Genomic DNA, 24,932 nt, shown 5'->3' on the forward strand with positions numbered 1-24,932 from the left:
GTGCCATGAATAGTCCGACGACATCTGCAGCATTGTTCGTCCGGTCCATGGACGAGACGAACCGTCTGGACTGCGCGGCGAGCTATCGCCTGGAGGGGACGCCCGTCGCCCCGCTGTTCGATCATCTCGCCGCGCTGGGTGCGGAGCTGTTCGACGTGCCCGTCTGCCTCGTCTCGATCACGGGGCGCGAGGATCAGCTGTTCATCGGCCGCTTCGGTATTGACAGCGAAACGATGCCACGCGCGCTGTCGTTCTGCAACGAAACGCTCTGGAGCGACTTGGTGCAGGTCGTGCCGGACCTGTCGATGGACGACCGTTACCGCGCAAACCCGTTCGTTCATGGCCCCTCCGCGCTGCGTTTCTACGCCGGCACCGCCCTGTTCGGGCAGGACGGCGTGCGGATCGGCACGGTGTGCATCCTGGACACGCAGGCGCATCATGACTTCTCCGAAAATGATCGCGCGCTGCTCGCCCGGCTCGCCACGATTGCGGCCAGCGCGCTCGACATCCGCCGCAACCAGTTGAGCGGCAGCGCGGCGCAACGCTTTGTCGAAACCACCACCATGGCGGTGATCACCGCCGACCATGAAGGTCATATCAGCTTCTGGAACCCGGCGGCCGAGGCGTTGTTCGGCCATCCCGCGCGGGATGCGATCGGCGGCAACCTGACGATGATCATGCCCGAACGGTTCCGCGAAGCGCATCTGCACGGCGTGTCGCGCCTCGCCCAAGGCGGCAGTCCGACGCTGGCCGGCAAGACGGTCGAGGTGCAGGCGCTCCACCGCGACGGCCACGAATTCCCGATCGAAATGACGCTGTCCTTCTGGAAGACCGCCACCGGGGTCGGCTTCGGCGCGCACATCCTCGACATCTCGGTCCGCCGCGCGAGGGAGGCGCGGTTGCAGCATCTCGCCCATCATGACGAACTGACCGGGCTCCTCAACCGCCGCGGCTTCATGGACGGCGTGGAACGCGCATTGGCCGAAAACGGCCGCGCGACCGTCCTCGCGCTTGATCTGGACACGTTCAAGGAGGTGAACGACGCGTTCGGTCACGCGGTGGGCGATGCCTTCCTCCAGGCGCTGTCGCTGCGGCTGTCGTCCGCCATTGCCGGCGACGCCGCGCTCGGCCGTATCGGCGGCGACGAATTTGCGGTCCTGCTGCGCGGCGACCTTGGCCTCGTCCATGCCGCCGATGTCGCGCGGACGATCCTGCACGTGCTGCGCGATCCGATCACCATCGCGCAGCATCAACTGCAGGTCGGGGTCAGCATCGGCATCGCGGCCGCGCCGATCCACGCGACCGACGTGGACGAACTGATGATCCGGGCCGACCTTGCGCTGTTCCGGTCGAAACGCGACGGCGGGCGCGCCTTCTGCATCTTCGACAACGGGATGGGCGCGGACCTCGCCGCCAACCGCGCGTTCAAGATCGAGATCGGCCGCGCGGCCAAGAACGGCGAATGGGAATTGCTGTACCAGCCGCAGGTCGCGTTGCCCGACGGCCGTCTGATCGGCACGGAGGCGTTGCTGCGCTGGCGCCACCCGGAACGCGGCCTGCTGCTCCCCGGTGCCTTCCTCCCGCTGCTCGAAATGCACGCCGCCGCGTTCGAGGTCGGCACCTGGGTCATCGACCGCGCCTGCGCACAGCTCGCCGACTGGCGCGCGCGCGGCCTCTGCATCGAACGGGTCAGCGTAAACCTGTTCGCCGCGCAAATCCGAGCCGGCAACATCGAAACCATCGTCCGCGCGGCCCTCGCCCGCCACGGCCTGGAACCGAGCGACCTGGAACTGGAGATCACCGAGACGATCGCGCTGCGCCATGACGGCGATCTCGAACCGTTGCGCGCGCTCCATGCCGCCGGCGTCGCGATCGCGTTCGACGATTTCGGCACCGGTTTCGCCTCGCTCACCACGCTTAAGCGCTTCCCGCTCTCACGGCTCAAGATCGACAAGTCGTTCGTCACCGATCTCGTAACGGACGATCACAACGCCGCCATCGTCGAGGGTGTGATCGCGATCGGCCACCGGCTCGGCCTGCGCGTGATCGCCGAGGGGATCGAGAACGGTCCGCAGGAACGCGCGCTCGCCGCACTTGGCTGCGACGAGGGGCAGGGCTATCTCTACGGCCGCCCCATGACCGCGATGGACATTCTGAACCGTTTCATCACGCGCCACGAACGGCGACCGATCCGGGCTCTGTTCCCGATTTGACCCGCTGCGGCGGGGCGCGTATCACCGTCCGGCCATGCCGTATGACGATCTTCTGGCGGACATCGCCGCGGACATGCGCACGGTCACGGACCGTGGCCGCGTCGCCGACTATATCCCCAGCCTTGGCTCCGTCGATCCGGCCAGGTTCGGCATCGCGCTCTGCACCGCGGACGGCAGCTGCCACGTGGCGGGCGATGCGGACCTGCCCTTCTCGATCCAGAGCATCTCCAAGGTCTTCGCGCTGACGCTCGCGCTCGGCAAGGTCGGCGACGCGCTCTGGTCGCGCGTCGGCCGAGAACCGTCGGGCAGCGCGTTCAACTCCATCGTTCAGCTGGAACGCGAAGAAGGCATCCCGCGCAACCCGTTCATCAACGCGGGCGCGCTGGTCTGCACCGACGTCCACCTCGCCGGCCATAGCCCACGCGAAGCGATCGGCGAAATCCTGCGCTTCGTCCGCGGGCTGGCGGACGACAACGACATCGTCGTCGACGAAACCGTCGCGCGATCGGAGCAGGAACAGGGTTTCCGCAACGCCGCGCTCGCCAACTACATCCGCAGCTTCGGCAACCTGCAACAACCCGTCGATGCCGTGCTCGGCACCTATTTCCACCAGTGCGCGATCGCCATGTCCTGCCGCCAGCTTGCGCTCGCCGGGCGCTACCTGATGCTCGGCGGCCGCTCCCCCGGCGCGGGGCGGATCGTCACGCCGCAACGCGCGCGCCGGATCAACGCGATCATGCTGACATGCGGGCATTACGATGCGTCGGGCGACTTCGCCTTCCGCGTCGGCCTGCCCGGCAAGTCCGGCGTCGGCGGCGGCATTCTGGCGGTCGCGCCCGGCCGCGGATCGATCGCGGTCTGGTCGCCCGGCCTGAACGCACAGGGCAATTCACAGCTCGGCACGCTCGCACTCGAACGCGTCTCGGCCGCGCTCGGCTGGTCGATCTTCGATCCGGTGACCGCATGACCGAACCCACCACGGACGGCGGCCCGGACCTCACCCGCAAGATCATCCATGTCGACATGGACGCCTTCTTCGCCTCGGTCGAACAGCGCGACGACCCCGCGCTGCGCGGCAAGCCCGTCGCGGTCGGCGGATCGCGCGAACGCGGCGTCGTCGTGGCGGCCAGTTACGAAGCGCGGCGCTACGGCGTGCGCTCCGCCATGGCATCGGTCACCGCACGCCGCAAATGCCCCGATCTGTTGTTCGTCCGCCCCCGGTTCGACGTCTACAAGTCGGTCAGCGACCAGATTCACACCATCTTCCGCCGCCACACCGACCGCATCGAACCGCTCTCGCTGGACGAGGCCTATCTCGACGTCACCGGCGTGCCCTCCGCGCGCGATGTGGCGGAGGCGATCCGCGCCGCAATCCACGCCGAAACCGGGCTCACCGCATCGGCCGGCGTGTCGTACAACAAGTTCCTGGCAAAGGTCGCGTCGGACCAGAACAAGCCTGACGGCATCTGCGTCATCCCGCCGTCCGCCGGCCCGCGCTTCGCCGCAGCCCTCCCGATCGGCCGGTTCCACGGCATCGGCCCGGTCACCGCGGCCAAGATGACCGAACATGGCATCCTGACCGGCGCGGACCTACTCACCCGCCCGGCGGACTGGCTCCGCACGCGGTTCGGCAAGGCGGCCGACTATTATCTCCGCGCCGCCGCCGGGCTGGACGACCGCCCCGTGCGTTTCAACCGCATCCGCAAGTCGATCGGCGCGGAACGGACCTTTTCCGCCGACATCAGCAACGATGACGGCCTGTTCGCGGCACTCGATCCGGTGCTCGACGCGGTGTGGGAACGGATCGCGCGATCGGATGCCGCCGGAAGGACCGTGACGTTGAAGGTCAAATATCAGGATTTCCACCAGATCACCCGCGCGCGCAGCAGCCTCCACCCGGTCGCCACCCGCCCCGTGCTCGACGATATCGCACGCGGCCTGCTCCGCGATCTGCTGCCGGTGCCAAAGGGCGTCCGGCTACTCGGCGTCACTCTGTCCGCACTATGCGAACGCGAACCGGTCGGCGTGACGGGGCTGCTGCTATGACGGCGCCCGGCACCTTCATTCGCGTCGTCGACCTCGAAACCACCGGATCGCGCCCGCCCGCCCACGCGGTCTGCGAAATCGGCTGGCAGGACGTCGTGCTGGGCGACGACGGCATCTGGCAGATCGGCGGCGCGGACGGCGCGCACCTCGTCAACCCCGGCCGCCTCATCCCGCCGGTGACGCAGGCCGTCCACCACATCATCGACGAGGACGTCGCCGACGCGCCCTACTGGCCCGACATCGCGCCCACTGTCCTGCGCAGCGACGCCGTCGCGCTCGCCGCCCACCGCGCCAGCTTCGAACAACGTTACTGCACGCCCGCGTTGTCCGGCAACGCGTCCTGGATCTGCACCTGGAAATGCGCGCTGCGGCTCTGGCCGGGCAGCCCGTCCTTCTCCAACCAGGTCCTGCGCTACTGGCGCAAGCCCGAGGGACTCGACCGCGACCGCGGCCTCCCCGTCCACCGCGCCTTCCCGGACGCCTACGTCACCGCGCACCACCTGCGCGACATGCTCCGCACCACGCCGGTCGAAACCCTGCTCGAATGGAGCGCCCTCCCCGGCCTCCTCCCCCGCGTCCCCGCCGGCCCCTTGCGCGGCACCGCCTGGACCCTCGTCGACGCCGAAGCCCTCACCCGCTTCGCCAACGACCGCGACGAAGACGTTCGGTACTCCGCCCAATTCGAACAACGCCGCCGCACGGGCGAGCCTGAGGCTGCGATGGCGGCAAGCCCGGACCAGTCCGAACTGTTCTAGCGCCCGCTTACCCGATCCCCAAACCCCCACCCCGTTTGGTTCGAGCCTGTCGAGAACTCCGCGCAGAGTTCTCGACAGGCTCGAACCAAACGGGGTGGGGAATGGGGTCAGAAACCCAAATCCCGCCCATCCCGAGCGAAGTCGAGGGACCCTTCGAGCGAAGTCGAGAAGCCAACAGCACCCCTCGGCTGCGCTCGGGGGGAAGCGTACCTCGACTTCGCTCGGCATGGACGGGGTGGGGTGCTAGTCCCGTGACTAGCCAAACCCCAAACCCCTCACCGAGTAGCGTTATACCGCAGCTGATCCTCGGTCATCTGGAACCCCACCAGCAACTCGAAGCTCGCCCGCGCAACCGCCGCCCGCGTCGCCGGATCGTTCATCGGATCGATCGAAGCATCCGCATCGGTCGGCTTCCGCCGCCGCGTGACTTTCTCCAGGATATCCGCCGGTAGCGTCGCCGCCGCCGCCTTCACGCTAGCCCCCGCGGTGCCGACCGCGCTCGCCCGTAACTGACCCTCGGCAAAGCGCAGCGTCACCTGCTGCACCTGCTTGGACACTACCACCGTGCCACCACGCATCACCGTGGCGAAATAGGGCAGCACCACGTCGCGCGCTGGCCCGGCGGTTGCACGCCGCGCCTGCACGTCGAACGTCGCGTTCGTGGTGATCGGGTCGGTCGGACCGCTACAGGTCGACTTCAGATTGGTGATCGTCGCGGTCACGTCGATCGCGCGCGCGTCCCGGCTGGCGGGCGGATTGAACAGCGTGATGTCGCCCGTATAAGTCGGCACCGCGACCGCGGGGCAGGCGGACCGCGTGATCCGCACGCCGCCGGTTTCGTCGAATTCACCCGCGGACGAGCAGGCGGAGAGCGATACGGCCGCGACGGCGCCGATCAATACGGGGGTCAACAGGCGCAAGGCGTCACTCCGAAACACGGGAGGGTGTAGACCGCGATCATAGGAACCGGCTTCCGGACAGGCAAGCAATCGCGTAAAGCATGCGCCATGTCCGATCCGTTTCCCGCCGCCATCCCCAATGCTCCAGGCGCCGAAGGCCCGGTGCTCCCCGCCGCCGCGTCGGCGCTCCCCCCACTGACGCTGCTGATCGCGGCGCCCCGCGGCTTCTGCGCCGGGGTCGATCGCGCGATCCGCATCGTCGAACTGGCGATCGAGAAACATGGCGCGCCGGTTTATGTCCGCCACGAAATCGTCCACAACAAGTTCGTCGTGGATTCGCTGAAGGCCAAGGGCGCGGTCTTCGTGGAGGAACTGGACGAGGTGCCGGACGGCGTCCCCGTCGTGTTCTCCGCGCACGGCGTACCCAAATCGGTGCCCGCCGACGCCGCGGCGCGTGGCCTCTACTATCTCGACGCGACCTGCCCGCTGGTGTCAAAGGTCCACCGCCAGGCCGAACGCCTCGTCGACATGGGCCGCCACATCCTGTTCATCGGCCATGGCGGCCATCCGGAGGCGATCGGCACGTTCGGTCAGGTTCCGCCGGGCGGCATGACGCTGATCGAAACCGCCGGCGACGCCGAACTGCTCGCCCCCGCCGATCCCGAAAACCTCGCCTTCCTGACGCAGACGACGCTGTCGGTCGACGATACCGCGGAGGTCATCGAGATCCTGCGTCGCCGCTTCCCGTCGATCCTGGGGCCGAAGGGTGAGGACATCTGCTACGCCACGTCGAACCGCCAGGCCGCGGTGAAGGCGATCGGGCCACAGTGCGACGCGATGCTGGTCATCGGCGCGCCCAACTCGTCCAACTCGCTCCGGCTGGTCGAGGTCGCGGCACGCGGCGGCACCAAGGCGAAACTGATCCAGCGCGCGACCGAAATCGATTTCGACTGGCTCGCCGGCGTCCGCACGCTCGGCATCACCGCCGGAGCCTCCGCGCCGGAAATCCTGGTGCGTGAAGTCGTGAACCACCTCGCGACGCGCTTCGCCGTCGAGGAGCAGGAAGTCGAAAGCGTCGAGGAAACGATGGTGTTCAAGCTGCCGCGCAGCCTCGAAGCCGCCTGACGCCACCGACCGAAAGACCCGCCATGGCCGTATTCACCCCCGTCTCCGCCGAGGAGCTGGCCCTCCTGCTCGCGCGCTACGACGCCGGCACGCTCGTCTCGGCGAAGGGCATTGCCGAGGGGGTCGAGAACAGCAATTTCCTCGTGGACACCACCACCGGCCGCTACATCCTGACGCTGTACGAAGGGCGCGTCGACGTCGCCGACCTGCCCTTCTTCCTCACCCTGCTCGACCACCTCGCCGACCGCGGCCTGCCCGTGCCGCGCGCGATCCGCGACCGGGCGGGCGTGCAGGTCCAGACCGTCGCCGGGCGCCCGGCCTGCCTGATCGAATATCTGACCGGCGTCTCGGTCACCCACCCGACCGCGGCGCAGACCCGCTCGGCGGGCGCGGCACTCGGGTCGCTGCACGCCGGCCTGCGCGATTTCGCCCCCCGCCGCCCCAACGCGCTCGGCATCACCGGCTGGAACGCGCTCGCCGACCGCTGCGGCCCCGATCTCGACCGCGTCGCACCGGGCCTCGCCGCGCGCGTGGCCGACGAACGCGCCTATCTCGACGCGCACTGGCCGCACGACCTGCCCGTCTCGGTCATCCACGCCGATCTGTTCCCCGACAACGTCTTGATGTTGGGCGACGCGGTCACCGGCATCATCGATTTCTACTTCGCCTGCGCCGACATCCGCGTGCTCGACGTCGCGATCACCCACGCCAGCTGGTGCTTCGACGCGGACGGCAGCACCTTCCACCCCGACCGCGCTGCGGCACTGCTGGCGGGCTATGCCGAAACCTTCGGACTGTCCGACGCCGAACGCGCCGCGCTCCCCGTCCTGGCGCGCGGCGCATCGCTCCGCTTCGCGCTCACCCGCGCGTGGGACTGGCTCAACACGCCGGCCGATGCGCTGGTCACGCGCAAGGATCCCGCCGCCTTCGTCCGCCGCATGGACGCCTATCGCGACCGCCCGATGAAAGAACTCTTCCCGCTATGACGACCGACGACGCAGCCCTCACCACCGTCGAGGTCGCCACCGACGGCGCCTGCAAGGGCAACCCCGGCCCCGGCGGCTGGGGCGTCCTGATCCGCGCCGGCGCCAAGGAAAAGGAGCTGTCCGGCGGCGAGCCGCTGACGACCAACAACCGCATGGAACTGATGGCCGCGATCCGCGGGCTGGAGGCGCTGACCCGCCCGTGCCACGTCGTCCTCTCTACCGACAGCCGCTACGTGATGGATGGCCTGACCAAGTGGATCAAGGGCTGGCAGAAGAACGGCTGGAAGACGTCGGCTCGCCAACCCGTCAAGAATGCCGACCTCTGGCAGGACCTCATCGCCGCCTCCGCCCGCCACCGCATCGAATGGAAATGGGTCAAGGGCCACGCCGGCCACCCCGACAACGAACGCGCCGACGTGCTGGCCTCGACCGCAGCGATGGCGGCACGGCGGTAGGGGACCACTCCCCCCCTTGCCCCAAAATCCGTTCGGTTCAAGCCTGTCGAGAACCCACCCCACCCCGTTCGGTTCGAGCCTGTCGAGAACTCGCGCAGTTCTCGACAAGCTCGAACCGAACGGAGGTGGGGACTAACAATCAAAAACACCGCCCATCCCGAGCGAAGTCGAGGGCCCCTTCGAGCGTAGCCGAGAAGCCAACGCCCGAAGCATCACCCAAACCGCCCAGGCGCATAGCGCTCCGCATCCACTCCAGCCACCGCCCCCGGCAATACCCCACCCGTCAACAAGGCAGCCCCAACCATCGCCGCCGCAGGCGCAGTCTGGATCCCGAAACCGCCCTGCGCCGCGAACCAGAAGAACCCCGGTGCCCGCGCATCAAACCCATAAACCGGCGCCCGATCCGGCGCGAAACTCCGCAACCCCGCCCAGGCCCGCTCGCGCGCCACGACCGTCCAATCGACGGCCCACTCCAGCCGGTCGATCGCCACCGCGACGTCCAGCTCGTCCGCCGCCACATCGCCCGCCGGGGTCGGCGTCTCGTCATGTGGCGACAGCCACAACCGCCCGCCCACATCCGGTTTCAGATAGAACCGCCCGGCAATATCGATCACCAGCGGCAGCGTCGGCGCGGGCGCAGGCGACACCGCCAGCTGCACCATCGTCCGCCGCAACGGCGCGATCGCGATCGGCGACGCCCCCGCCAGCGCCGCGACCGCCCCCGCCCACGCCCCCGCCGCGTTCACTAGCACCCGCGCGGCGACCCGCCGCCCGTCCGCCAACGCGATATCCCAGACCCCGCCCCGCCGCGCCGCCGCCACGATCTGCGCATGGCACAGCAGGTCCACCCCGCCCCGCCGTCCGCGCGCCAGATAATCCGCATGCAGCGCCGCGACATCGATGTCGCATGTGCTCGCCTCCAGCAACGCCCGGTCATGCCCCGCGCGAAGTCCGGGGATCAGCCCCTCCAGCGCATCCCGGTCCAGCCGGTCCAGCCCGACCCGATCCCCGAACGTCGCCAGCATTGCATCGAGCAGCCCCACATCGCCCGGCCCGGCCAGATGCACCGCCCCGCGCAGCGTCAGGAACCCGCCCGCCGCCAGCCAGTCGTGCGACGCGGTCGTCAGCGGCTGCACCGCCGGCCCACCATAGCTCTCGGTCCAGAACGCCGCCGACCGCCCCGTGGCATGATAGCCCGGCTGCGACTCCGCCTCGATCAGCACGATCCGCCCCGCGCCGACCAGTTCGCTCGCCAGGCTCGCCCCCGCGATCCCGGCCCCCACGATCGCGACGTCATGGATCATGTCGGATCGTCTAGATGCGCATCGATCCGCGCCAGCACCGCGTCGCGCACTGCATCCACCTCGCGCAGCAGTTCGTGCGCCGCATCGCCCCGCATCATTAGGCTCGCCGCCGGCATCCGCGCCGCCGCCGCTCGAATCGCCCGCGCATCGACCAGCTGGTCGCGCTCCGCCCCGATCAAAAGGGTCGGCACCCAAACAGCCTCCAGCACACCCGCCGCCTCCAGCCGCGCGATCGAAGCATAAGCCTCCGCCAGCCAGCGCCAGCGCGGCGGCAGCACGCGGTACGCCGGGTACAGCCCGACCCAATGCGCCTCGTCGGCATAGCGTTCGCCATCGCCGGTCAGCCGACCCTGCCGCCCGATCGTCCCCGCCGACCGCGCCGCGATCAGCCGATCGCCCAGCCCCAGCGTCACGGCGGTCCGCGCGATCGCGCCGGCCACAGACGCCGGCAGACCGCCCGCCTTCAACCCCAGCATCGGCGCGACCAGCACCGCCCGATCGACCTCGAAACCCTCCGCCAGCAACCGTAGCAACAGGTGCCCGCCCATCGAATGCCCGACCGCGACGTGACGCATTCCGTCCGCCCGCCGCCACTCCGCCGCGAACGCGCGCAGATCGTCCAGCATCGCGCCAAGACCGGCCTCCTCGCCGTCCGCCCGCTGCGACCCACCCTGCCCGCGCCAGTCGAACCCCGATATGTCCCACCCGCGCGCATGCCAGTGCGCCATCGTCTCGAGATATTTCTCCGCGAAATCCCCCCGCCCGGTCTGGAACAGCATCCGCCCGCGACACGCCCGGTTCGCCGGCGCGGGCCAGTGGAGGCGCCGCAGCACCCAGCCGTCCGGCGCGGTCCACGGCGCAAAAGACAGTCCCGGCGGGATCGTGCGGCGATCGAAGGGCGGCGTCGGCATGGGCCCCGTTACGGTTTGCTAAGCAAGTCCGTCTAGTGGCCTTGGTCATGCCGACATCGCCCGCCCTGCTGCTGACCATGTTCGCGGGCGCGCTGCTCTACGCCGCGTGGGGCGACATCCGCACGCGCACCATCCCGAACACGCTCAACGCCGCCATCGCGCTGGCCGCGCCGCTCTGGTGGTGGACGACCGGCGTCGATCCCTGGCCGAACATGGCGATGCACCTCGCCGTCGGGGTCGCACTGTTCGCGGTCTTCGCCGGCTTCTTCGCGCTCGGCGCGATGGGCGGCGGCGATGTGAAGCTGGTCGCCGCGGTCGGCCTTTGGCTGCCGTTCGGCGCGATCATGCCCATGCTGATCTTGATGGCGCTGATCGGCGGCGTGCTGACGCTCGTCGTGCTGTTCGCCCACCGCATGGCGAAAAAGCCGGGCCAGCCGGAGGTGCCGTACGGCGTCGCCATCGCCGCCGCGACGCTCTGCATCATCGCAAACGATATCTTAAGCACCCTCGCCCATTAAGGACGTCGGGTTGGTTAACCCGCTCAGGAGGCTGTTGACGACATGGATGGTAAGAAGCTTGGCCTGCTCACCGGGGCATTGCTGATGGCAGGCATCTCCGCCTTTGCCGTCCGGTCGATGATCTCCGGCGGCGGCGCGCCCAGCGCACAGGCCGCCAACGTCGAAGCCGTGCCGGTCGGGCCCGAAGTCCTGGTCGCGACCCGCGCGCTGCCCGTCGGCACCATCATCGGCCCGGAAAGCTTCCGCTACACCGCATGGCCGAAGGACCTGATCGAGAAAGCCTACTTCCTGAAGGGCGAGACCGATGTCGCCGCGCTTCAGGGCACCGTCGTCCGGTCGGAAATCACTGCCGGACAGCCGGTGACGCAGGGGTCGCTGGTGAAGCCCGGCGATCGCGGCTTCCTGGCGGCGGCACTCGGCCCGGGCATGCGCGCCGTCACGCTGGCGATCGACAGCGCGGCGGGCGTCGCCGGCTTCGTCTTCCCGGGCGACCGCGTCGACGTGGTCCTGACGCAGTCGGTCGCCGGCGGCGAGGGCGAGCCGTTGAAGGCCGCCGAAACCATCCTGCGCAACGTCCGCGTGCTCGCCACCGACCAGCGCACCGACAACACCGTGAACGAGGAAGGCAAGTCGGTCGTGTCCACCTTCTCCAGCGTCACGGTCGAAGCCACGCCGAAGATCGCGGAGAAGCTGGCCGTCGCGCAGACGGTCGGCACGATGTCGCTGTCGCTCCGCTCGATCGCGGACAACACCGCCGAACTGGAACGCGCCATCGCCGCGGGCGAGGTCAACGTGCCCGACTCCGCCGATCCGAAGGCGGAACGCCGCATGCTGCTGGAGGTCGCGAGCCGCCCGCAGGAGGGCGACTCCAGCTATTCGACCGGTGCTGACGTCTCGCGGTTCCAGCGTTCGACCGTGCCGCGCCCCGCGCCCCGGTCGGGACCGTCCGGGGCAGGCATGTCGATGCCCGTCATGGTTGCCGCTGCCCCGACGGGCGACGCACCGATCATCTCCGGTGGCCCCATGGTGCGCGTCGCGCGCGGCAACGCCATCACCGTCGTTCCCGCAGGAGGGAAATAAGATGCGCCCCGATTTCACCGCGTCCCGCAACGGCGCGATCGGCCTGACGGTCGCGGCGGGCCTCGCCGCCGCCATCGCGCTCGCCACCCCGCTGCCGGTCTCCGCCGCCACGCGGACTGCGCCTGCGCAGTCCGAGATCGGCACTCGCGTGTTGCAGCTGTCGGTCGGCCGCGGTCAGATGATCCGCCTGCCCCGCGCCATGTCCGATCTGTTCGTCGCGGACGAAAAGATCGCCGACGTACAGGTCCGGTCCGCAAACCAGCTCTACGTCTTCGGCAAGGGCCCTGGCGAAACCACCGTTTCGGCCACCGACAAGTCCGGCGCCGTCGTGTGGTCCGCCACCGTACGCGTGGGGCAGAACATCACCAACCTCGATCAGATGCTGCAACTGGCGCTGCCCGATGCGGCGATCGTGGCAACGTCGATCAACGGCATGGTCCTGCTGACCGGCACGGTCGCGACGCCCGACGACGTAGGGGAGGCGACGCGCCTGGTCCAGGCCTTCTCCGGCGCCACGACGCAGATCGTCAGCCGGCTCAAAACCGCAACCCCGCTCCAGGTAAACCTCCAGGTCCGGATCGCGGAGGTCAGCCGGTCGTTCCTGAAGAATGTCGGCGTGAACCTGCTGACCAGCGACAGCACGAGCGGCTTCAACTTCGGCATCGCGCAGGGCGGCAGCATCGACGTCGATACGGGGAAGGTCACGCGCGGCAGCATCGGATCGACGCTGAGTTTCGCTGGCAAGCTGTTCGGGTTGGACATCATTTCGGCCCTCGACCTCGCCGAACAAAATGGCTTCGTCACGACGCTGGCGAACCCGAACCTGACCGCGCTGTCGGGCGAAACCGCCAGCTTCCTGGCCGGCGGCGAAATCCCAATCCCGATCAGCCAGGGGCTCGGTGCCGTCTCGGTCGAATATAAGCAATATGGCGTCAGCCTGTCGTTCACGCCGTTCGTGCTGTCCGACGGCCGCATCTCGATGCGCGTCCGGCCGGAGGTGTCGCAGCTGACCAGCGCCGGTTCGGTCTCGCTCGGCGGCTATACGATCCCGGGGATCAGCACCAGCCGCACCGAAACCACGTTGGAACTGGGCTCGGGTGAATCGATGGTGATCGGCGGCCTGCTGTCGAACAACCAGAACAACGCGATCACCAAGGCGCCGTTCCTGGGCGACCTGCCCGTCATCGGCGCGCTGTTCCGGTCAAACAGTTTCCAGCGCAAGGAAACCGAGCTGGTGATCGTCGTGACGCCGTATCTGGTGAAGCCGACCGATGCCAACCGCATCGTGCTGCCCACCGACGGCTATCGTTCGCCGAACGACGCCGCCCGCATTCTGGGCGGACAACTGGCGGAGGGCAGCAACAGCCCCCGTCTCGTCCCACGCGCGGTGCCGTCCGTGCCGGTCCGGCCGATGACCGTCGCGCCGGCCGCGCGCGGTGGCACCGCTGCCGTCCCGCCCGGCACTACGCCGCCCGTCGCCGCTCCCGGCTTCTCATTCTGACGACCGACGAAAAGGAAGCCGCTCCGATGCGCCCGATACGTCCCCTCATCACCGCCGTCATGGCCGGCGGCCTTCTCCTCACCGGTTGCGGCCCCGCCGCCCGCTCCGTCACGCGCGGCATGGAATCGATCAATCAACCGCTCGTCGCACGGCAGGATTACGCGCTCGACGTCCGCACGGGATATGACGGTCTGGCCGATGGCGAGGATCGCCGCCTGACCGGCTGGTTCGACGCGCTGAAGATCGGTTACGGCGACCGCATCACCGTCGATAACGGTGCGCGCGGCGGCCGCCTCGCGCAGGATGCGGTCGCCCGCGTCACCGCGCACTACGGGCTGCTCGTCGGCGAAACCCCACCCGTTACTGAAGGCGCGGTCGCCGACGGCATGGTCCGCGTGATCGTCAGCCGCAGCACGGCCTTCGTGCCCAACTGCCCGAACTGGTCCCGCGCGTCGCAGGCCTATGACGACGGGTCCACCGATCGCAATTTCGGGTGCGCCACGAACAGCAACCTGGCCGCGATGATCGCCGACCCGCAGGACTTGATCACCGGCCGCAAGGGCCCCGCCGCACGCAGCACGACCGCGAACACCCGCGCGCTGAAAGCCTATAACGACCTCGTCCCGACCGGTGCCGGTGGCACGATCAAGACCGAAAGCACCAAGGGAGGTGGCCAGTAATGAACGCCCCCTTCCAGATCCGCAGCAGCGTCCTCAAGGAACCGTTCGCGGCCTATGTCTGCGACCAGGCGACCGCCGACGTCCTGAAACCCGTCGCGGCCGAACTCGGCTGGCCGACGGAAAAGATCTTCCTCGGCGGCCTGCGCGCCGCGGTCCAGTCGCTGTCGGTTTCCGCCAGCCCCAACATCCTGTTCGTCGACATGTCGGAAAGCGGTGATCCGCTCAACGACATCAATGCGCTGGCGGAGGTCTGCGAACCCGGCACGATCGTGATCGCCGCCGGCATGGTCAACGACGTCCGGCTGTACCGCGATCTCGTCGCCTCCGGGATCCAGGATTACCTCCTCAAACCATTCTCGACCGATCAGGTGCGCGACGCCTTCACCCACGCGCAGATGGTCGTGTCCGGACCGCGTCATGCCGACCCGGCGACGGACCGGATGCACCTAATGTGTGCCGTCATCGGCGTCCGCGGCGGCGTCGGTGCATCGACCGTGGCGACATCCTGCGCCTGGCTGTTCGGCGAAAAGCATGGCCGCACCACCGCCCTGCTCGACCTCGACGTGCATTTCGGCACCGGCGCACTGGCGCTGGATCTGGAACCCGGCCGCGGCCTCACCGACGCGATCGAGAATCCGGGCCGGATCGATGGGCTATTTCTGGAACGCGCGATGGTGAAGGCGAACCAGCGGCTGTCCGTCCTGTCCGCGGAGGCGCCGATCACCAGCCCGCTCGCCAATGGCGGCGGCGCCTATTTCCAGCTGCAGGAGGAGATGAAGGGTGCCTATGAATGCACCGTCATCGATCTGCCGCGCCACGTGCTAGTCGAACATCCGCTGCTGATGCACGATGCCCACACCACGGTCGTCGTCGCGGATCTCACGCTCGCCGCCACCCGCGACACGATCCGCATCTTGTCGTGGCTGAAATCGTCCGCCCCGCAATCGCGCGTCATCGTCGTCGCGAACCGCGTGCCCACGACCGGCCCGACCGAGGTCAGCCGCAGCGATTTCGAAAGCTCGATCGAACGCAAGATCGACGTCGTGCTGCCGTTCGATCCGAAACTTGCCGCACAGGCGGCAAAGCTCGGCAAGCCACTGGCGGAGGTCGCCAAAGGCACCAAGCTCGCCGTGCAACTTCAGGACATTGCGGCGCGCATGATGGAGACGGCCGACGCGCCGTTGATTGGCGGCCCCGCGGCGGCCCGCTCGCTGCTGGGCAAGTTCGGCGACCTCAAGTCCATGCTGCCCGTGCGCAAGCTGAAGCCGGTCAAGGGCTGATGCCTCCGGTCGCCCTCCACGCGCCCGGTTCCGGCGGAGGATTTCGTCCATGCCGATGATGCCGATGCTCGTCCTGCTGGGCGCGTTGCTGTCGGCCGGCATCATGCTGGTCGCGGCCTTCTCCGGCCCGTCCGCGGTGAAGGCGCAGAACCGCCGCATCGGCGCGGTCAAGCTGCGCCACGCCGAAGGCAACATCGTCGAGGCGCAGATGCGCCGCGTGCTGCAACAGCGCGAGACCCGGCTCGACAGCTATTTCACGCGCCTCCTGCCCAACCCGGAATCGATCGCGCGCAAGCTGGAGGCGACCGGCAAGGACTGGACGATCGGCAAATATGCGATCGTATCGATCGCGATCGGCCTTGGGGTTTTCATCCTGCTGCTGTTGCGCGGGGCGCCGTTCCTGCTCGCTCTGTCGGTCGGGTTGTTCGCCGGCATCGGCCTGCCGTACAAGTTCGTCGGCATCGTCACCGCGCGGCGGATCAAGGCGTTCACCGCCAAGTTCCCGGATGCCATCGAGCTCCTGGTCCGCGGCCTGCGTTCCGGCCTGCCCATCTCGGAAACACTGGGCGTCGTGGGGTCGGAGGTCCCGGGCCCGGTCGGCATCGAGTTCCGCCGCGTCGCCGACAAGATGAAGATCGGCCGCAGCATGGAGGCGGCGCTCCAGGAAACGGCTGATCGGCTCGGCACGCCGGAATTCCAGTTCTTCGTCATCACGCTGGCGATCCAGCGCGAAACCGGTGGCAACCTCGCCGAAACGCTCAGCAACCTGGCCGATGTCCTGCGCAAGCGCAGCCAGATGAAGCTGAAGATCAAGGCGATGGCGTCCGAATCGCGCGCGTCGGCTTACATCCTCGGCTCGCTGCCGTTCGTCGTGTTCGGCATGATCTACATGGTCAATTCCGGCTACATGCTGAAATTCTTCACGGACCCACGGCTGATGATCGCCGGCGGCGGCGGCATCGTCTGGATGTCGATCGGCGCCTACATCATGGCGCAGATGATCAACTTCGAAATCTGAGCGGGGACGGACGATCATGCAGACCACCGGCCCGACGCTCATGGGGATCGACGTCCTCTGGGCCGCCACGCTCCTCTCCGCCTTCGCCACCTTGTGCCTAGTCTACGCGATCTACACCGCGCTCAGCGTGCGCGATCCGATGGCGAAACGCGTCAAGGCGCTCAACGAACGGCGCGAACAGCTGAAGGCCGGCATCACCGCGTCCACATCACGCCGCGCAAAGCTCAAAAGCGCGAGCCATGCGACCGATCGCATGCGGACGCTGCTCGCCTCGCTCAAAGTGTTGCAAGAATCGCAGCTCGAGGATGCGCAACGCAAGCTGGTGCAGGCCGGCATCCGGTCGAAGGACGCCGCGATCGCTGTCATCTTCGGCCGGCTGGTCCTGCCGATCGTCATCGGCGGCGGCGCGGCCTTTTACATCTACGGCCTCGACGGGTTTCCGGAATGGGGCTCGTTCAAGAAGTTCGCGCTCTTCGCCGTCGCGCTGATCACGAGCTACAAGGCGCCCGACCTGTTCGTGCAGAACAAGATTTCAAAACGGTCAAAGGAGATCCAGAAGGGCCTCCCCGATGCGCTCGACCTGCTCGTCATCTGTGCCGAGGCGGGCCTGACCGTCGATGCCGCGTTCAACCGCGTCGCGCGCGAACTGGGCAAGGCCTATCCCGAACTCGGCGACGAATTCGCGCTCACCGCGATCGAGCTCAGTTTTTTGACAGATCGCCGCTCCGCGTTCGAAAACCTGGCGCAGCGCGTCGCGCTCGATGCGGTCCGCGGCGTCGTTACCACCATGATCCAGACCGAGAAATACGGCACCCCGCTTGCCTCCGCGCTCCGCGTCCTGTCCGCCGAATTCCGCAACGAACGCATGATGCGCGCAGAGGAAAAGGCCGCGCGCCTGCCCGCGATCATGACGGTGCCGCTGATCCTGTTCATCCTACCCGTGCTGTTCATCGTCATCCTCGGCCCCGCCGCCTGCTCGATTTCGGATAACCTGATCAAGTAAGCCGGCGTCTGGTTGCGCGCCTCACCGACCGCTCGTAACCCGGGCGGAACGACTGGCCGCGCCGCGGTGTTTGTGCCGCACAGAAAAGGGAGGTTGAAGATGCCGGCTTTCACGACGAACCAATGGGCGATCCTGCTGCTCGTACTGGTGCTGGGCTGGCTGCTCGGGCTCGCCTCCCGCTCCGGCGGCGCCAAGTGGCGCCGTGCTTATGAGGCCGAACGCGCCGACCATGCCGCCGCACGCACCGCGCACGACGCGCGCCTCGCGGCCGCGAACGATCGCATCGCCCAATTCGAACGGTCCAACCACAGCGGGATCGCGAACGGGACCGGTCTAGGCGTGGCGGGCGGCCTCGGCGCTGCTGGCGCTGGCCAGCGCGACGACCTGTCGCTGATCCGCGGCGTCGGTCGCGGTGACGAAGCGCGGTTGAAGGACCTCGGCGTCCACAGCTACCGCGACATCGTCCGGATGAGCGCGGCGGACGAAGCCGCCCTCGAAAACAAGCTGGGCGCCACCCCCGGCGTCATCGCCCGCGAACGCTGGCGCGAACAAGCCGAACTGCTCGACACCGGCCGCCACGACGACCACCGCCGCACCTTCTCGTAAGGACAAGATCTATAGCCCTCCCCCAACCGGGGGGAGGGTTGGGCGGCGGGGCTTCGGTCGAGGAAGACCAACCCAAAGGCGCTCCACCCAGAAACACCCCCCACCCCAGCTCTCCCCCCGGTTGGGGGAGGGAGCCAACTTACCGGGCGCGCAAAGCCGCCTGCGCCGCCGCCAACCGCGCAATCGGCACCCGGTACGGCGACGCCGAAACATAATCTAACCCGGTCTTTTCGCAGAACGCGATGCTCGCCGGGTCGCCACCATGTTCGCCGCAGATGCCCAGCTTGATGTCCGGCCGCGCCGCACGCCCGCGCTCCGCCGCCAGCGCGATCAGCTCGCCGACACCCTCCACGTCCAGGCTGACGAACGGGTCCTTGGCGTAGATCCCCTGGTCGACATAGACCGACAGGAACCGGCTCGCATCGTCGCGGCTGACGCCCAGCGTCATCTGCGTCAGGTCGTTCGTGCCGAAGCTGAAGAACTCGCCGAACTCGGCGATCTCGCCCGCCTTGATCGCGGCGCGCGGCACCTCGATCATCGTGCCGACCAGATACTCGACCGTCCGGCCCTTGTCGGCGAACACAGCCGCCGCCGCCTTGTCGATCACCGCCTTCATCAGCTCCAGCTCCCGCGCCGTGCCGACCAGCGGCACCATCACCTCGGGGATCGGCGCGGCACCGGTCCGCTCCGCCACGTCGACCGCCGCCTCGAAGATCGCCCGCGCCTGCATCTCGTAGATCTCCGGATAGGTCACACCCAGCCGGCACCCGCGATGGCCCAGCATCGGGTTGAACTCGTGCAGCTCGGTCGACCGCCGCTTTAACGCCTCCAGGCTCAGCCCGGTCGCCTTGGCCACCTCGACGAACTCCTCCTCCGCATGCGGCAGGAATTCGTGAAGCGGCGGATCGAGCAAGCGAATGGTAACCGGCAGGCCCGCCATGATCTCGAAGATCTCCGCGAAATCGGACCGCTGCTCGGGCAGCAGCAGCGCCAGCGCCTTCCGCCGGCCCGCCTCGTCCTCCGCCAGGATCATCTGGCGCACCGCGGTGATCCGCGCCGCGTCGAAGAACATATGCTCCGTCCGGCACAGCCCGATGCCCTCCGCGCCGAATTCCCGCGCGGTGCGGCAATCGTTCGGCGTCTCGGCATTGGTCCGCACCTTCAGCCGGCGGACCTTGTCGGCCCACACCATCAGCGCGGCGAAATCGCCCGACAGCTCGGGCTGCACCGTCGGCACCTCGCCCAGCATCACCTCGCCGGTCGATCCGTCGATCGTCAGGATGTCGCCCTCGCGCACCTCGCGCCCGCCGACCTTCATCACCTTCGCCTTGGCGTCGATGTTCAGCGTGCCGACGCCCGACACGCACGGCCGCCCCATGCCGCGCGCCACGACCGCCGCATGGCTGGTCATCCCGCCGCGCGCGGTCAGGATGCCCTTGGCCGCATGCATCCCGTGGATATCCTCCGGGCTCGTCTCGACGCGCACCAGAATGACGGACTCACCCTGCTCGGACCGCTTCTCCGCCGTATCGGCGTCGAACACGACCATGCCCGATGCCGCACCCGGCGATGCGGGCAGCCCCTTGGCGATCACGTCGCGCGGCGCCGCCGGATCGAGCGTCGGGTGGAGCAGCTGGTCGAGTGCCGCCGGATCGACGCGGTCGACCGCCTCCTCTTCCGAAATCAGCCCCTCGGCCGCCATGTCCACCGCGATCTTCAGCGCCGCCTTCGCGGTCCGCTTGCCCGCGCGGGTCTGCAGCATCCACAGATGCCCGCGTTCCACCGTGAACTCGATGTCCTGCATGTCGCGGTAATGCGTCTCGAGCAGGTCGAACACCTTGGCCAGCTCGGCATAGACCTCGGGCATCGCCTCTTCCATCGATGCCGCGCGCGCACCCGCCGCCTCTCGCGCCGCCAGCGTCAGATATTGCGGCGTGCGGATGCCCGCGACGACATCCTCGCCCTGCGCGTTGATCAGGAACTCACCGTAATAGGCCCGGTCGCCCTTCGACGGATCGCGCGTGAACGCCACGCCGGTCGCCGACGTATCGCCCATGTTGCCGAACACCATCGCCTGCACGTTCACCGCGGTGCCCCATGCGGCCGGGATGTCGTTCAGCCGACGATACACCTTGGCACGCTCCGACTGCCACGAACCGAACACCGCGCCGACCGCACCCCACAGCTGCTCGTGCACGTCCTGCGGGAACGGCTTCTTCCACTGGTCGAGCACGATCGCCTTGTACTCCTTGACCAGCGCCTGCCAGTCCTCGGCACTCAGCTGCGTATCGAGCGTATAGCCGCGATCCTCCTTGGCGATCTCAAGCGCCTCCTCGAACGCGCCGTGATCCAGCTCCAGCACGACGTCCGAATACATCTGGATGAAACGGCGGTAGCTGTCCCACGCAAACCGCGGATCCTCCGACACCGCGGCCAGCCCCTCGACCGTCTCGTCGTTCAGGCCCAGGTTCAGCACCGTGTCCATCATCCCCGGCATCGACGCCCGCGCGCCGGACCGCACGGACACCAGCAACGGATCGGCCGCATCGCCGAACGCCTTGCCCGTGATCCCCTCGATATGGGTCAGCCCTGCGGCCACCTCGTCGCGCAACGACTGCGGAAACTGCTCGCCCTCGTCATAATAACGCACGCACATGTCGGTCGAGATCGTGAACCCCGGCGGCACCGGCAGGCCGATCGACGCCATCTCCGCCAGGTTCGCACCCTTGCCGCCAAGCAGGTTCTTGTCGCCCTTGCCCCCGTCGGACACCCCCCCGCCGAAACGATAGACATAGCGCGGCGCCGCGGCGGTAGGATCGGTGGCCATGGGCATTCCTTCAAGCGATCAACAATGGCCCCCACTTGGCGACCCGGACCGTAGAAGGACAACCCTGACAACGCTGGACAAGGACTGGTCCAGCCCGAGCCCCGACTCCCAACAGCTCCCCGGCGAAGGCCGGGGCCTAGGCGAAACGGCTGCACCAAGCCGCAAACAGTTCTCCCGCGTAGGCCGGGGCCCAGGTGAAACATCCCCACCAAGGCCCCGGCCTACGCCGGGGAACAACAGCAAACCGAAACACGCCGTGCCCCCGCGGATGCGGGGGCCCAGCTAAGCGTCGAATACCGACAGACGAGTATCAACCCACCCAGCCCCAAGACCAAAACCCAGAACTGGACCCCCGCCTCCGCGGGGGAACACCAACCCTACCCCTCGATCCTCGAAAAATCCGCCACCCGGTGCACAGCCGCCCGAATCCGCCCCAACAAAGCCAACCGAGCCGCCCGCTTCCCCGCATCAGCATCGTTCACGGTCACACCCTCGAAAAACGCATCGATCGGCCCCCGCAAACGACTAAGCGCCGCCATAGCCCCCGCAAAGTCCTCGGCCGCCACCGCAGCCTCCGCCGCCGGCTCCACAGCATCCAGCGCCGCCACTAGCTCCGCCTCCGCCGGCTCCATCACATACTCAGCCCCCGCAGACTCCGCCGGAGCCTCCTTCTTCAAAATATTGGCCGCCCGCTTATACCCCGCCAACAGGTTGATCCCCTCCGGCGTCTCCACAAACGCCTGCAACGCCTGCACCCGCGCCAACAGCCGAACGAGATCCTCCTCACCGCCGAGTGCGAACACCGCGTCGATCAGGTCGTGACGAACACCCGCTTCTTTCTGCTGAACCTTAAGACGGTCCGCAAAAAAATCGAGAAGGTCTATGGCTGTAGCTTTAGCCTTAATCGTGAAAAGTTCGGCATCCGCATTCGCTTGGTTGGTCGCCGCCACTATCAACTGATCAAATATCTGCTTCCATCCAACAGTTGCCTTGAGCTTTTGAAGCTCGCCAATCGTAGGAAGAATGCGATCAAACGGGCTGACCTGATTCCGAAATGTAACGTTTGCTGCCGCAACAAATGTGGCGATTAAAAGCGGCAGTTCCATCCGGTTCAAAATGATCGTTCGCACTATACCGAGAGCCGCACGACGCAGAGCGTAAGGGTCCCTAGATCCACTTGGCGGCATCTCCTCTACAAAGAATCCCGCGATCGTATCCAGCTTATCCGCCAACGAAACCGCCACCGTTACCGGAGCGGTCGGCACGTCGTCGCCCTGACCGACCGGCTTGTAATGGTCGCGGATCGCGTCGGCGACCGCGTCGGGATAGCCTTCCGCGCGGGCATAATAGCCGCCCATGATGCCCTGCAATTCGGGGAACTCGCCGACCATGCCGGTGACGAGGTCCGCCTTGCACAGCCGCGCCGCGGTCTCGGCCATCTGCGCAAGCTCGTCGCGGGCAAAGCCCTCTCCCCCCCGGGGAGAGGGTTGGGAGAGGGGAGCGACCTCTCCGTCAGGCGTCGCGCCGGTGGCGAGGTTGCTCCCCTCTCCCCGGCCCTCTCCCCGCAGGGGAGAGGGGGAAGAAGAAACAATCCCCTCCTCCACCAACCACCGCGCCAGCTTCGCGACCCGGTTGACCTTGTCCGCCACCGTCCCGAGCTTCTCGTGAAACACGATCTGGTCCAGCTTCGCGGCGCTCTCCGCCAACTTTACCTTCAGATCCTGTTCCCAGAAAAACTTCGCATCCGACAACCGCGCCGCCAGCACCTTCGCATTGCCCGCAACGACACCCACGCCGCCGTCGCGCGCCATGATGTTCGCCGTGCAGACGAAGTTCGGCGCCAGCGCCCCCGCGCCATCCACCAGCGCGAAATACTTCTGGTTGGTCCGCATGGTCAGCTGGATCACCTCGCGCGGCACCGACAGAAACGCCGGGTCGAACGCACCCAGCAACGGCACCGGCCACTCCGTCAGCCCCGCATTCTCCGCGACCAGCCCCTCGTCCGGCACCACCGTCAATCCAGCGGCAGCCGCAACCGATGCAGCCCCGTCGCGAATGATCGCGCGCCGTTCGGCCGGGTCCAGGATCACGTGCGCGGTGCGCAGCTTGAACGCATAATCGTCCGCCGACCCGATCGTGATCGGCTCGGGATGGTGGAACCGGTGGCCCACCGTGGCCGCACCCGACACGATGCCGGCGATCTCGATCGGCACGACCATCTCGTCGAGCAGCGCCACGATCCCCTTCAGCGGCCGGACCCAGCGCAGCGACGCGGTGCTGGCGGACTCCGCCCCCCAGCGCATCGATTTCGGCCACGGGAACCCGCGGATGATCGCCGGCACCGCCTCGGCCAGCACCGCCGCGGTCGCCCGCCCCGGCTTCTCGGTCACCGCGAACAGGATGATGTTGCCCTTGGCATCCGCCCGCTCGACCAGCTGCTCGCGCGTCAGCCCGGTCTTGCCCAGGAAGCCGGCCAGCGCCTGCGGCGGCGCATCGGCACGCGGACCTTTCACCTCCTCCGCCACCGGCTCCGTCGCCAGCGGCAGACCGCGTGCGATCAGCGCCAGCCGCCGCGGCGTTGCGTAGGTTTCGACCGCGTCGGCCGCCAGCCCGGCCTTCGCCAGCTCGGCCGCGAACAGCCGCGCCAGATCCGCGCACGCCTTCTCCTGCATCCGCGCAGGAATTTCCTCGGACAGGAGCTCGAGCAGAAAATCAGCCATCAGTTCGCATCCCGAGCCGTAGCGGCCGACTTCAAGCTGTCATCGTCCCAGCCATTATGCGCCATCCACGCCTGGCAACTGCCCTTCGCCAGATCGCGCACCCGGCCCATATAGGCCGCGCGCTCCGCCACCGAGATGACCCCGCGCGCCTGTAACGTGTTGAAGATATGGCTCGCCTTGATCGCCTGGTCGTACGCCGGCAACGGCAGCTTCGCCTCGATCAGCGCACGCGCCTCGTCCGCGGCCAGAGTGAACTGCTTGAACAGCGTCTCGGTGTTGGCCGCCTCGAAATTATACTTCGAAAACTGCTTCTCGTTCTCGAGGAACACGTCGCCATAGGTCACGCCGTCGTCGTTGAACGCCAGGTCGTACACATTGTCGACGCCCTGGATGTACATCGCCAGCCGCTCCAGCCCGTAGGTCAGCTCGCCCGCCACCGGCTTGCAGTCATAGCCGCCGACTTGCTGGAAATAGGTGAACTGCGTCACTTCCATCCCGTCGCACCAGACCTCCCAGCCCAGCCCCCACGCGCCCAGCGTCGGGCTCTCCCAATCGTCCTCGACGAACCGGATATCGTGCGCGGTGAAATCGATCCCGATCTTCGCCAGCGACCCGAGATAGAGGTCCTGCAGGTCGTCCGGACTCGGCTTCAGGATCACCTGATACTGGTAATAATGCCCCAGCCGGTTCGGATTTTCCCCGTACCGCCCGTCCGTCGGCCGCCGCGACGGCTGGACATAGGCGGCCTTCCACGGTTTCGGCCCCAGCGCGCGCAACGTCGTCGCCGGGTGGAACGTCCCCGCCCCCATTTCCATGTCGTAAGGCTGCAGAATGACGCAGCCGTGGCGGCTCCAATAGTCGTGGAGTGTCAGGATCAGGCCCTGAAAACTGAGCGGCTTGAGGTCGGGCATGGGAGGCCTTCGGACTTTCACTAATGTGCCGAAACCCTTGCGTCAGCGACAGGCAAAGCGTCAAGGCAAGCGGCCAGATACCTCCATCCCCCCA

At 67.8% G+C, this 24,932-nt stretch carries 21 protein-coding genes; 15 read left to right on the plus strand and 6 right to left on the minus strand.

What is annotated here, in order from left to right; genetic code table 11:
* Positions 1-32: 32 nt before the first annotated feature.
* The 4 genes from IEX50_RS04600 to IEX50_RS04615 are packed head-to-tail and all read left to right on the plus strand — an operon-like array spanning position 33 to position 5,014.
* Positions 33-2,213 (plus strand): putative bifunctional diguanylate cyclase/phosphodiesterase, encoded by a 2,181-nt coding sequence (locus IEX50_RS04600; protein ID WP_184075159.1) that lies wholly within the window; start codon positions 33-35, stop codon positions 2,211-2,213.
* Positions 2,214-2,247: 34 nt separating this feature from the next.
* Complete coding sequence (locus IEX50_RS04605; RefSeq protein WP_157175432.1) at positions 2,248-3,180, plus strand: glutaminase; 933 nt, start codon at positions 2,248-2,250, stop codon at positions 3,178-3,180.
* A complete protein-coding gene (gene dinB, locus IEX50_RS04610; RefSeq protein WP_157175431.1) occupies positions 3,177-4,259 on the plus strand; it encodes a DNA polymerase IV in 1,083 nt (360 codons plus the stop codon). Before IEX50_RS04605 ends, dinB begins: the two co-directional genes overlap by 4 nt.
* Complete coding sequence (locus IEX50_RS04615) at positions 4,256-5,014, plus strand: 3'-5' exonuclease (RefSeq protein ID WP_157175430.1); 759 nt, start codon at positions 4,256-4,258, stop codon at positions 5,012-5,014. Before dinB ends, IEX50_RS04615 begins: the two co-directional genes overlap by 4 nt.
* Positions 5,015-5,289: 275 nt before the next feature.
* Here IEX50_RS04615 and IEX50_RS04620 read toward each other — a convergent pair whose 3' ends face one another.
* Positions 5,290-5,934: a hypothetical protein gene (locus IEX50_RS04620; RefSeq protein WP_229673651.1), complete on the minus strand. Its 645-nt coding sequence runs from the start codon at positions 5,932-5,934 to the stop codon at positions 5,290-5,292.
* Positions 5,935-6,021: 87 nt separating this feature from the next.
* On the opposite strand from IEX50_RS04620, the gene ispH reads away from it, so the two are divergent.
* From ispH to rnhA, 3 genes are read left to right on the plus strand one after another with little or no spacing between them, the layout of a single operon-like run.
* Positions 6,022-7,038, plus strand: coding sequence for a 4-hydroxy-3-methylbut-2-enyl diphosphate reductase (ispH, locus tag IEX50_RS04625; RefSeq protein ID WP_157175429.1), 1,017 nt, complete (start codon positions 6,022-6,024; stop codon positions 7,036-7,038).
* 23 nt (positions 7,039-7,061) lie between these two features.
* Positions 7,062-8,024 (plus strand): homoserine kinase, encoded by a 963-nt coding sequence (gene thrB / locus IEX50_RS04630; protein ID WP_157175428.1) that lies wholly within the window; start codon positions 7,062-7,064, stop codon positions 8,022-8,024.
* The gene (gene rnhA, locus IEX50_RS04635; RefSeq protein ID WP_157175427.1) at positions 8,021-8,479 is read left to right on the plus strand and encodes a ribonuclease HI; all 459 of its coding nucleotides are present in this window, start codon (positions 8,021-8,023) and stop codon (positions 8,477-8,479) included. Before thrB ends, rnhA begins: the two co-directional genes overlap by 4 nt.
* A 212-nt stretch (positions 8,480-8,691) precedes the next feature.
* Here rnhA and IEX50_RS04640 read toward each other — a convergent pair whose 3' ends face one another.
* The gene (locus IEX50_RS04640; RefSeq protein WP_157175426.1) at positions 8,692-9,783 is read right to left on the minus strand and encodes an NAD(P)/FAD-dependent oxidoreductase; all 1,092 of its coding nucleotides are present in this window, start codon (positions 9,781-9,783) and stop codon (positions 8,692-8,694) included.
* Positions 9,780-10,694, minus strand: coding sequence for an alpha/beta hydrolase (locus IEX50_RS04645; protein ID WP_157175425.1), 915 nt, complete (start codon positions 10,692-10,694; stop codon positions 9,780-9,782). The genes IEX50_RS04640 and IEX50_RS04645 overlap by 4 nt, the downstream gene beginning before the upstream one ends.
* Before the next feature lie 47 nt (positions 10,695-10,741).
* Here IEX50_RS04645 and IEX50_RS04650 point away from each other — a divergent pair, with 47 nt between their 5' ends.
* The 8 genes from IEX50_RS04650 (at position 10,742) to IEX50_RS04685 (ending at position 18,380) form a co-directional block, all read left to right on the plus strand.
* Positions 10,742-11,212: an A24 family peptidase gene (locus IEX50_RS04650; protein ID WP_157175424.1), complete on the plus strand. Its 471-nt coding sequence runs from the start codon at positions 10,742-10,744 to the stop codon at positions 11,210-11,212.
* A gap of 42 nt (positions 11,213-11,254) precedes the next feature.
* Positions 11,255-12,292 (plus strand): Flp pilus assembly protein CpaB, encoded by a 1,038-nt coding sequence (cpaB, locus tag IEX50_RS04655; protein ID WP_157175423.1) that lies wholly within the window; start codon positions 11,255-11,257, stop codon positions 12,290-12,292.
* Position 12,293: 1 nt separating this feature from the next.
* Entirely contained in the window at positions 12,294-13,793 is a 1,500-nt protein-coding gene (locus tag IEX50_RS04660) for a type II and III secretion system protein family protein (protein ID WP_157175422.1), read from the plus strand.
* A 26-nt stretch (positions 13,794-13,819) separates the two neighbouring features.
* Positions 13,820-14,473, plus strand: a complete 654-nt coding sequence (locus IEX50_RS04665; RefSeq protein ID WP_157175421.1) for a CpaD family pilus assembly protein — start codon at positions 13,820-13,822, stop codon at positions 14,471-14,473.
* The gene (locus tag IEX50_RS04670; protein WP_157175420.1) at positions 14,473-15,753 is read left to right on the plus strand and encodes a P-loop NTPase family protein; all 1,281 of its coding nucleotides are present in this window, start codon (positions 14,473-14,475) and stop codon (positions 15,751-15,753) included. The genes IEX50_RS04665 and IEX50_RS04670 overlap by 1 nt, the downstream gene beginning before the upstream one ends.
* A gap of 49 nt (positions 15,754-15,802) precedes the next feature.
* Positions 15,803-16,771, plus strand: a complete 969-nt coding sequence (locus IEX50_RS04675; protein ID WP_157175419.1) for a type II secretion system F family protein — start codon at positions 15,803-15,805, stop codon at positions 16,769-16,771.
* Positions 16,772-16,787: 16 nt separating this feature from the next.
* Positions 16,788-17,774, plus strand: coding sequence for a type II secretion system F family protein (locus IEX50_RS04680; protein ID WP_157175418.1), 987 nt, complete (start codon positions 16,788-16,790; stop codon positions 17,772-17,774).
* Between the two features lie 99 nt (positions 17,775-17,873).
* Positions 17,874-18,380, plus strand: coding sequence for a helix-hairpin-helix domain-containing protein (locus IEX50_RS04685; RefSeq protein ID WP_157175417.1), 507 nt, complete (start codon positions 17,874-17,876; stop codon positions 18,378-18,380).
* 139 nt (positions 18,381-18,519) lie between these two features.
* Here the strand turns inward: IEX50_RS04685 and ppdK are convergent, their stop codons facing one another.
* From ppdK to IEX50_RS04700, 3 genes are all read right to left on the minus strand, one after another.
* Positions 18,520-21,207, minus strand: a complete 2,688-nt coding sequence (ppdK, locus tag IEX50_RS04690; protein ID WP_157175416.1) for a pyruvate, phosphate dikinase — start codon at positions 21,205-21,207, stop codon at positions 18,520-18,522.
* Positions 21,208-21,584: 377 nt separating this feature from the next.
* The gene (gene glyS, locus IEX50_RS04695; RefSeq protein ID WP_188699417.1) at positions 21,585-23,927 is read right to left on the minus strand and encodes a glycine--tRNA ligase subunit beta; all 2,343 of its coding nucleotides are present in this window, start codon (positions 23,925-23,927) and stop codon (positions 21,585-21,587) included.
* The gene (locus IEX50_RS04700; RefSeq protein WP_157175413.1) at positions 23,927-24,838 is read right to left on the minus strand and encodes a glycine--tRNA ligase subunit alpha; all 912 of its coding nucleotides are present in this window, start codon (positions 24,836-24,838) and stop codon (positions 23,927-23,929) included. Before IEX50_RS04700 ends, glyS begins: the two co-directional genes overlap by 1 nt.
* Positions 24,839-24,932: the final 94 nt, after the last annotated feature.

Source organism: Sphingomonas prati (genome assembly GCF_014643515.1).
Classification (GTDB): Bacteria; Pseudomonadota; Alphaproteobacteria; order Sphingomonadales; family Sphingomonadaceae; genus Sphingomonas_R; species Sphingomonas_R prati.

What these genes read in the sequence shown, in the direction of transcription:
- IEX50_RS04605 (WP_157175432.1), top strand. Translation starts at nt 2,248, where the DNA reads ATGCCGTATGACGATCTTCTGGCGGACATCGCCGCGGACATGCGCACG.
- dinB (WP_157175431.1), top strand. Translation starts at nt 3,177, where the DNA reads ATGACCGAACCCACCACGGACGGCGGCCCGGACCTCACCCGCAAGATC.
- IEX50_RS04615 (WP_157175430.1), top strand. Translation starts at nt 4,256, where the DNA reads ATGACGGCGCCCGGCACCTTCATTCGCGTCGTCGACCTCGAAACCACC.
- ispH (WP_157175429.1), top strand. Translation starts at nt 6,022, where the DNA reads ATGTCCGATCCGTTTCCCGCCGCCATCCCCAATGCTCCAGGCGCCGAA.
- thrB (WP_157175428.1), top strand. Translation starts at nt 7,062, where the DNA reads ATGGCCGTATTCACCCCCGTCTCCGCCGAGGAGCTGGCCCTCCTGCTC.
- rnhA (WP_157175427.1), top strand. Translation starts at nt 8,021, where the DNA reads ATGACGACCGACGACGCAGCCCTCACCACCGTCGAGGTCGCCACCGAC.
- IEX50_RS04640 (WP_157175426.1), bottom strand. Translation starts at nt 9,783, where the DNA reads ATGATCCATGACGTCGCGATCGTGGGGGCCGGGATCGCGGGGGCGAGC.
- IEX50_RS04645 (WP_157175425.1), bottom strand. Translation starts at nt 10,694, where the DNA reads ATGCCGACGCCGCCCTTCGATCGCCGCACGATCCCGCCGGGACTGTCT.
- IEX50_RS04650 (WP_157175424.1), top strand. Translation starts at nt 10,742, where the DNA reads ATGCCGACATCGCCCGCCCTGCTGCTGACCATGTTCGCGGGCGCGCTG.
- cpaB (WP_157175423.1), top strand. Translation starts at nt 11,255, where the DNA reads ATGGATGGTAAGAAGCTTGGCCTGCTCACCGGGGCATTGCTGATGGCA.
- IEX50_RS04660 (WP_157175422.1), top strand. Translation starts at nt 12,294, where the DNA reads ATGCGCCCCGATTTCACCGCGTCCCGCAACGGCGCGATCGGCCTGACG.
- IEX50_RS04665 (WP_157175421.1), top strand. Translation starts at nt 13,820, where the DNA reads ATGCGCCCGATACGTCCCCTCATCACCGCCGTCATGGCCGGCGGCCTT.
- IEX50_RS04670 (WP_157175420.1), top strand. Translation starts at nt 14,473, where the DNA reads ATGAACGCCCCCTTCCAGATCCGCAGCAGCGTCCTCAAGGAACCGTTC.
- IEX50_RS04675 (WP_157175419.1), top strand. Translation starts at nt 15,803, where the DNA reads ATGCCGATGATGCCGATGCTCGTCCTGCTGGGCGCGTTGCTGTCGGCC.
- IEX50_RS04680 (WP_157175418.1), top strand. Translation starts at nt 16,788, where the DNA reads ATGCAGACCACCGGCCCGACGCTCATGGGGATCGACGTCCTCTGGGCC.
- IEX50_RS04685 (WP_157175417.1), top strand. Translation starts at nt 17,874, where the DNA reads ATGCCGGCTTTCACGACGAACCAATGGGCGATCCTGCTGCTCGTACTG.
- ppdK (WP_157175416.1), bottom strand. Translation starts at nt 21,207, where the DNA reads ATGGCCACCGATCCTACCGCCGCGGCGCCGCGCTATGTCTATCGTTTC.
- glyS (WP_188699417.1), bottom strand. Translation starts at nt 23,927, where the DNA reads ATGGCTGATTTTCTGCTCGAGCTCCTGTCCGAGGAAATTCCTGCGCGG.
- IEX50_RS04700 (WP_157175413.1), bottom strand. Translation starts at nt 24,838, where the DNA reads ATGCCCGACCTCAAGCCGCTCAGTTTTCAGGGCCTGATCCTGACACTC.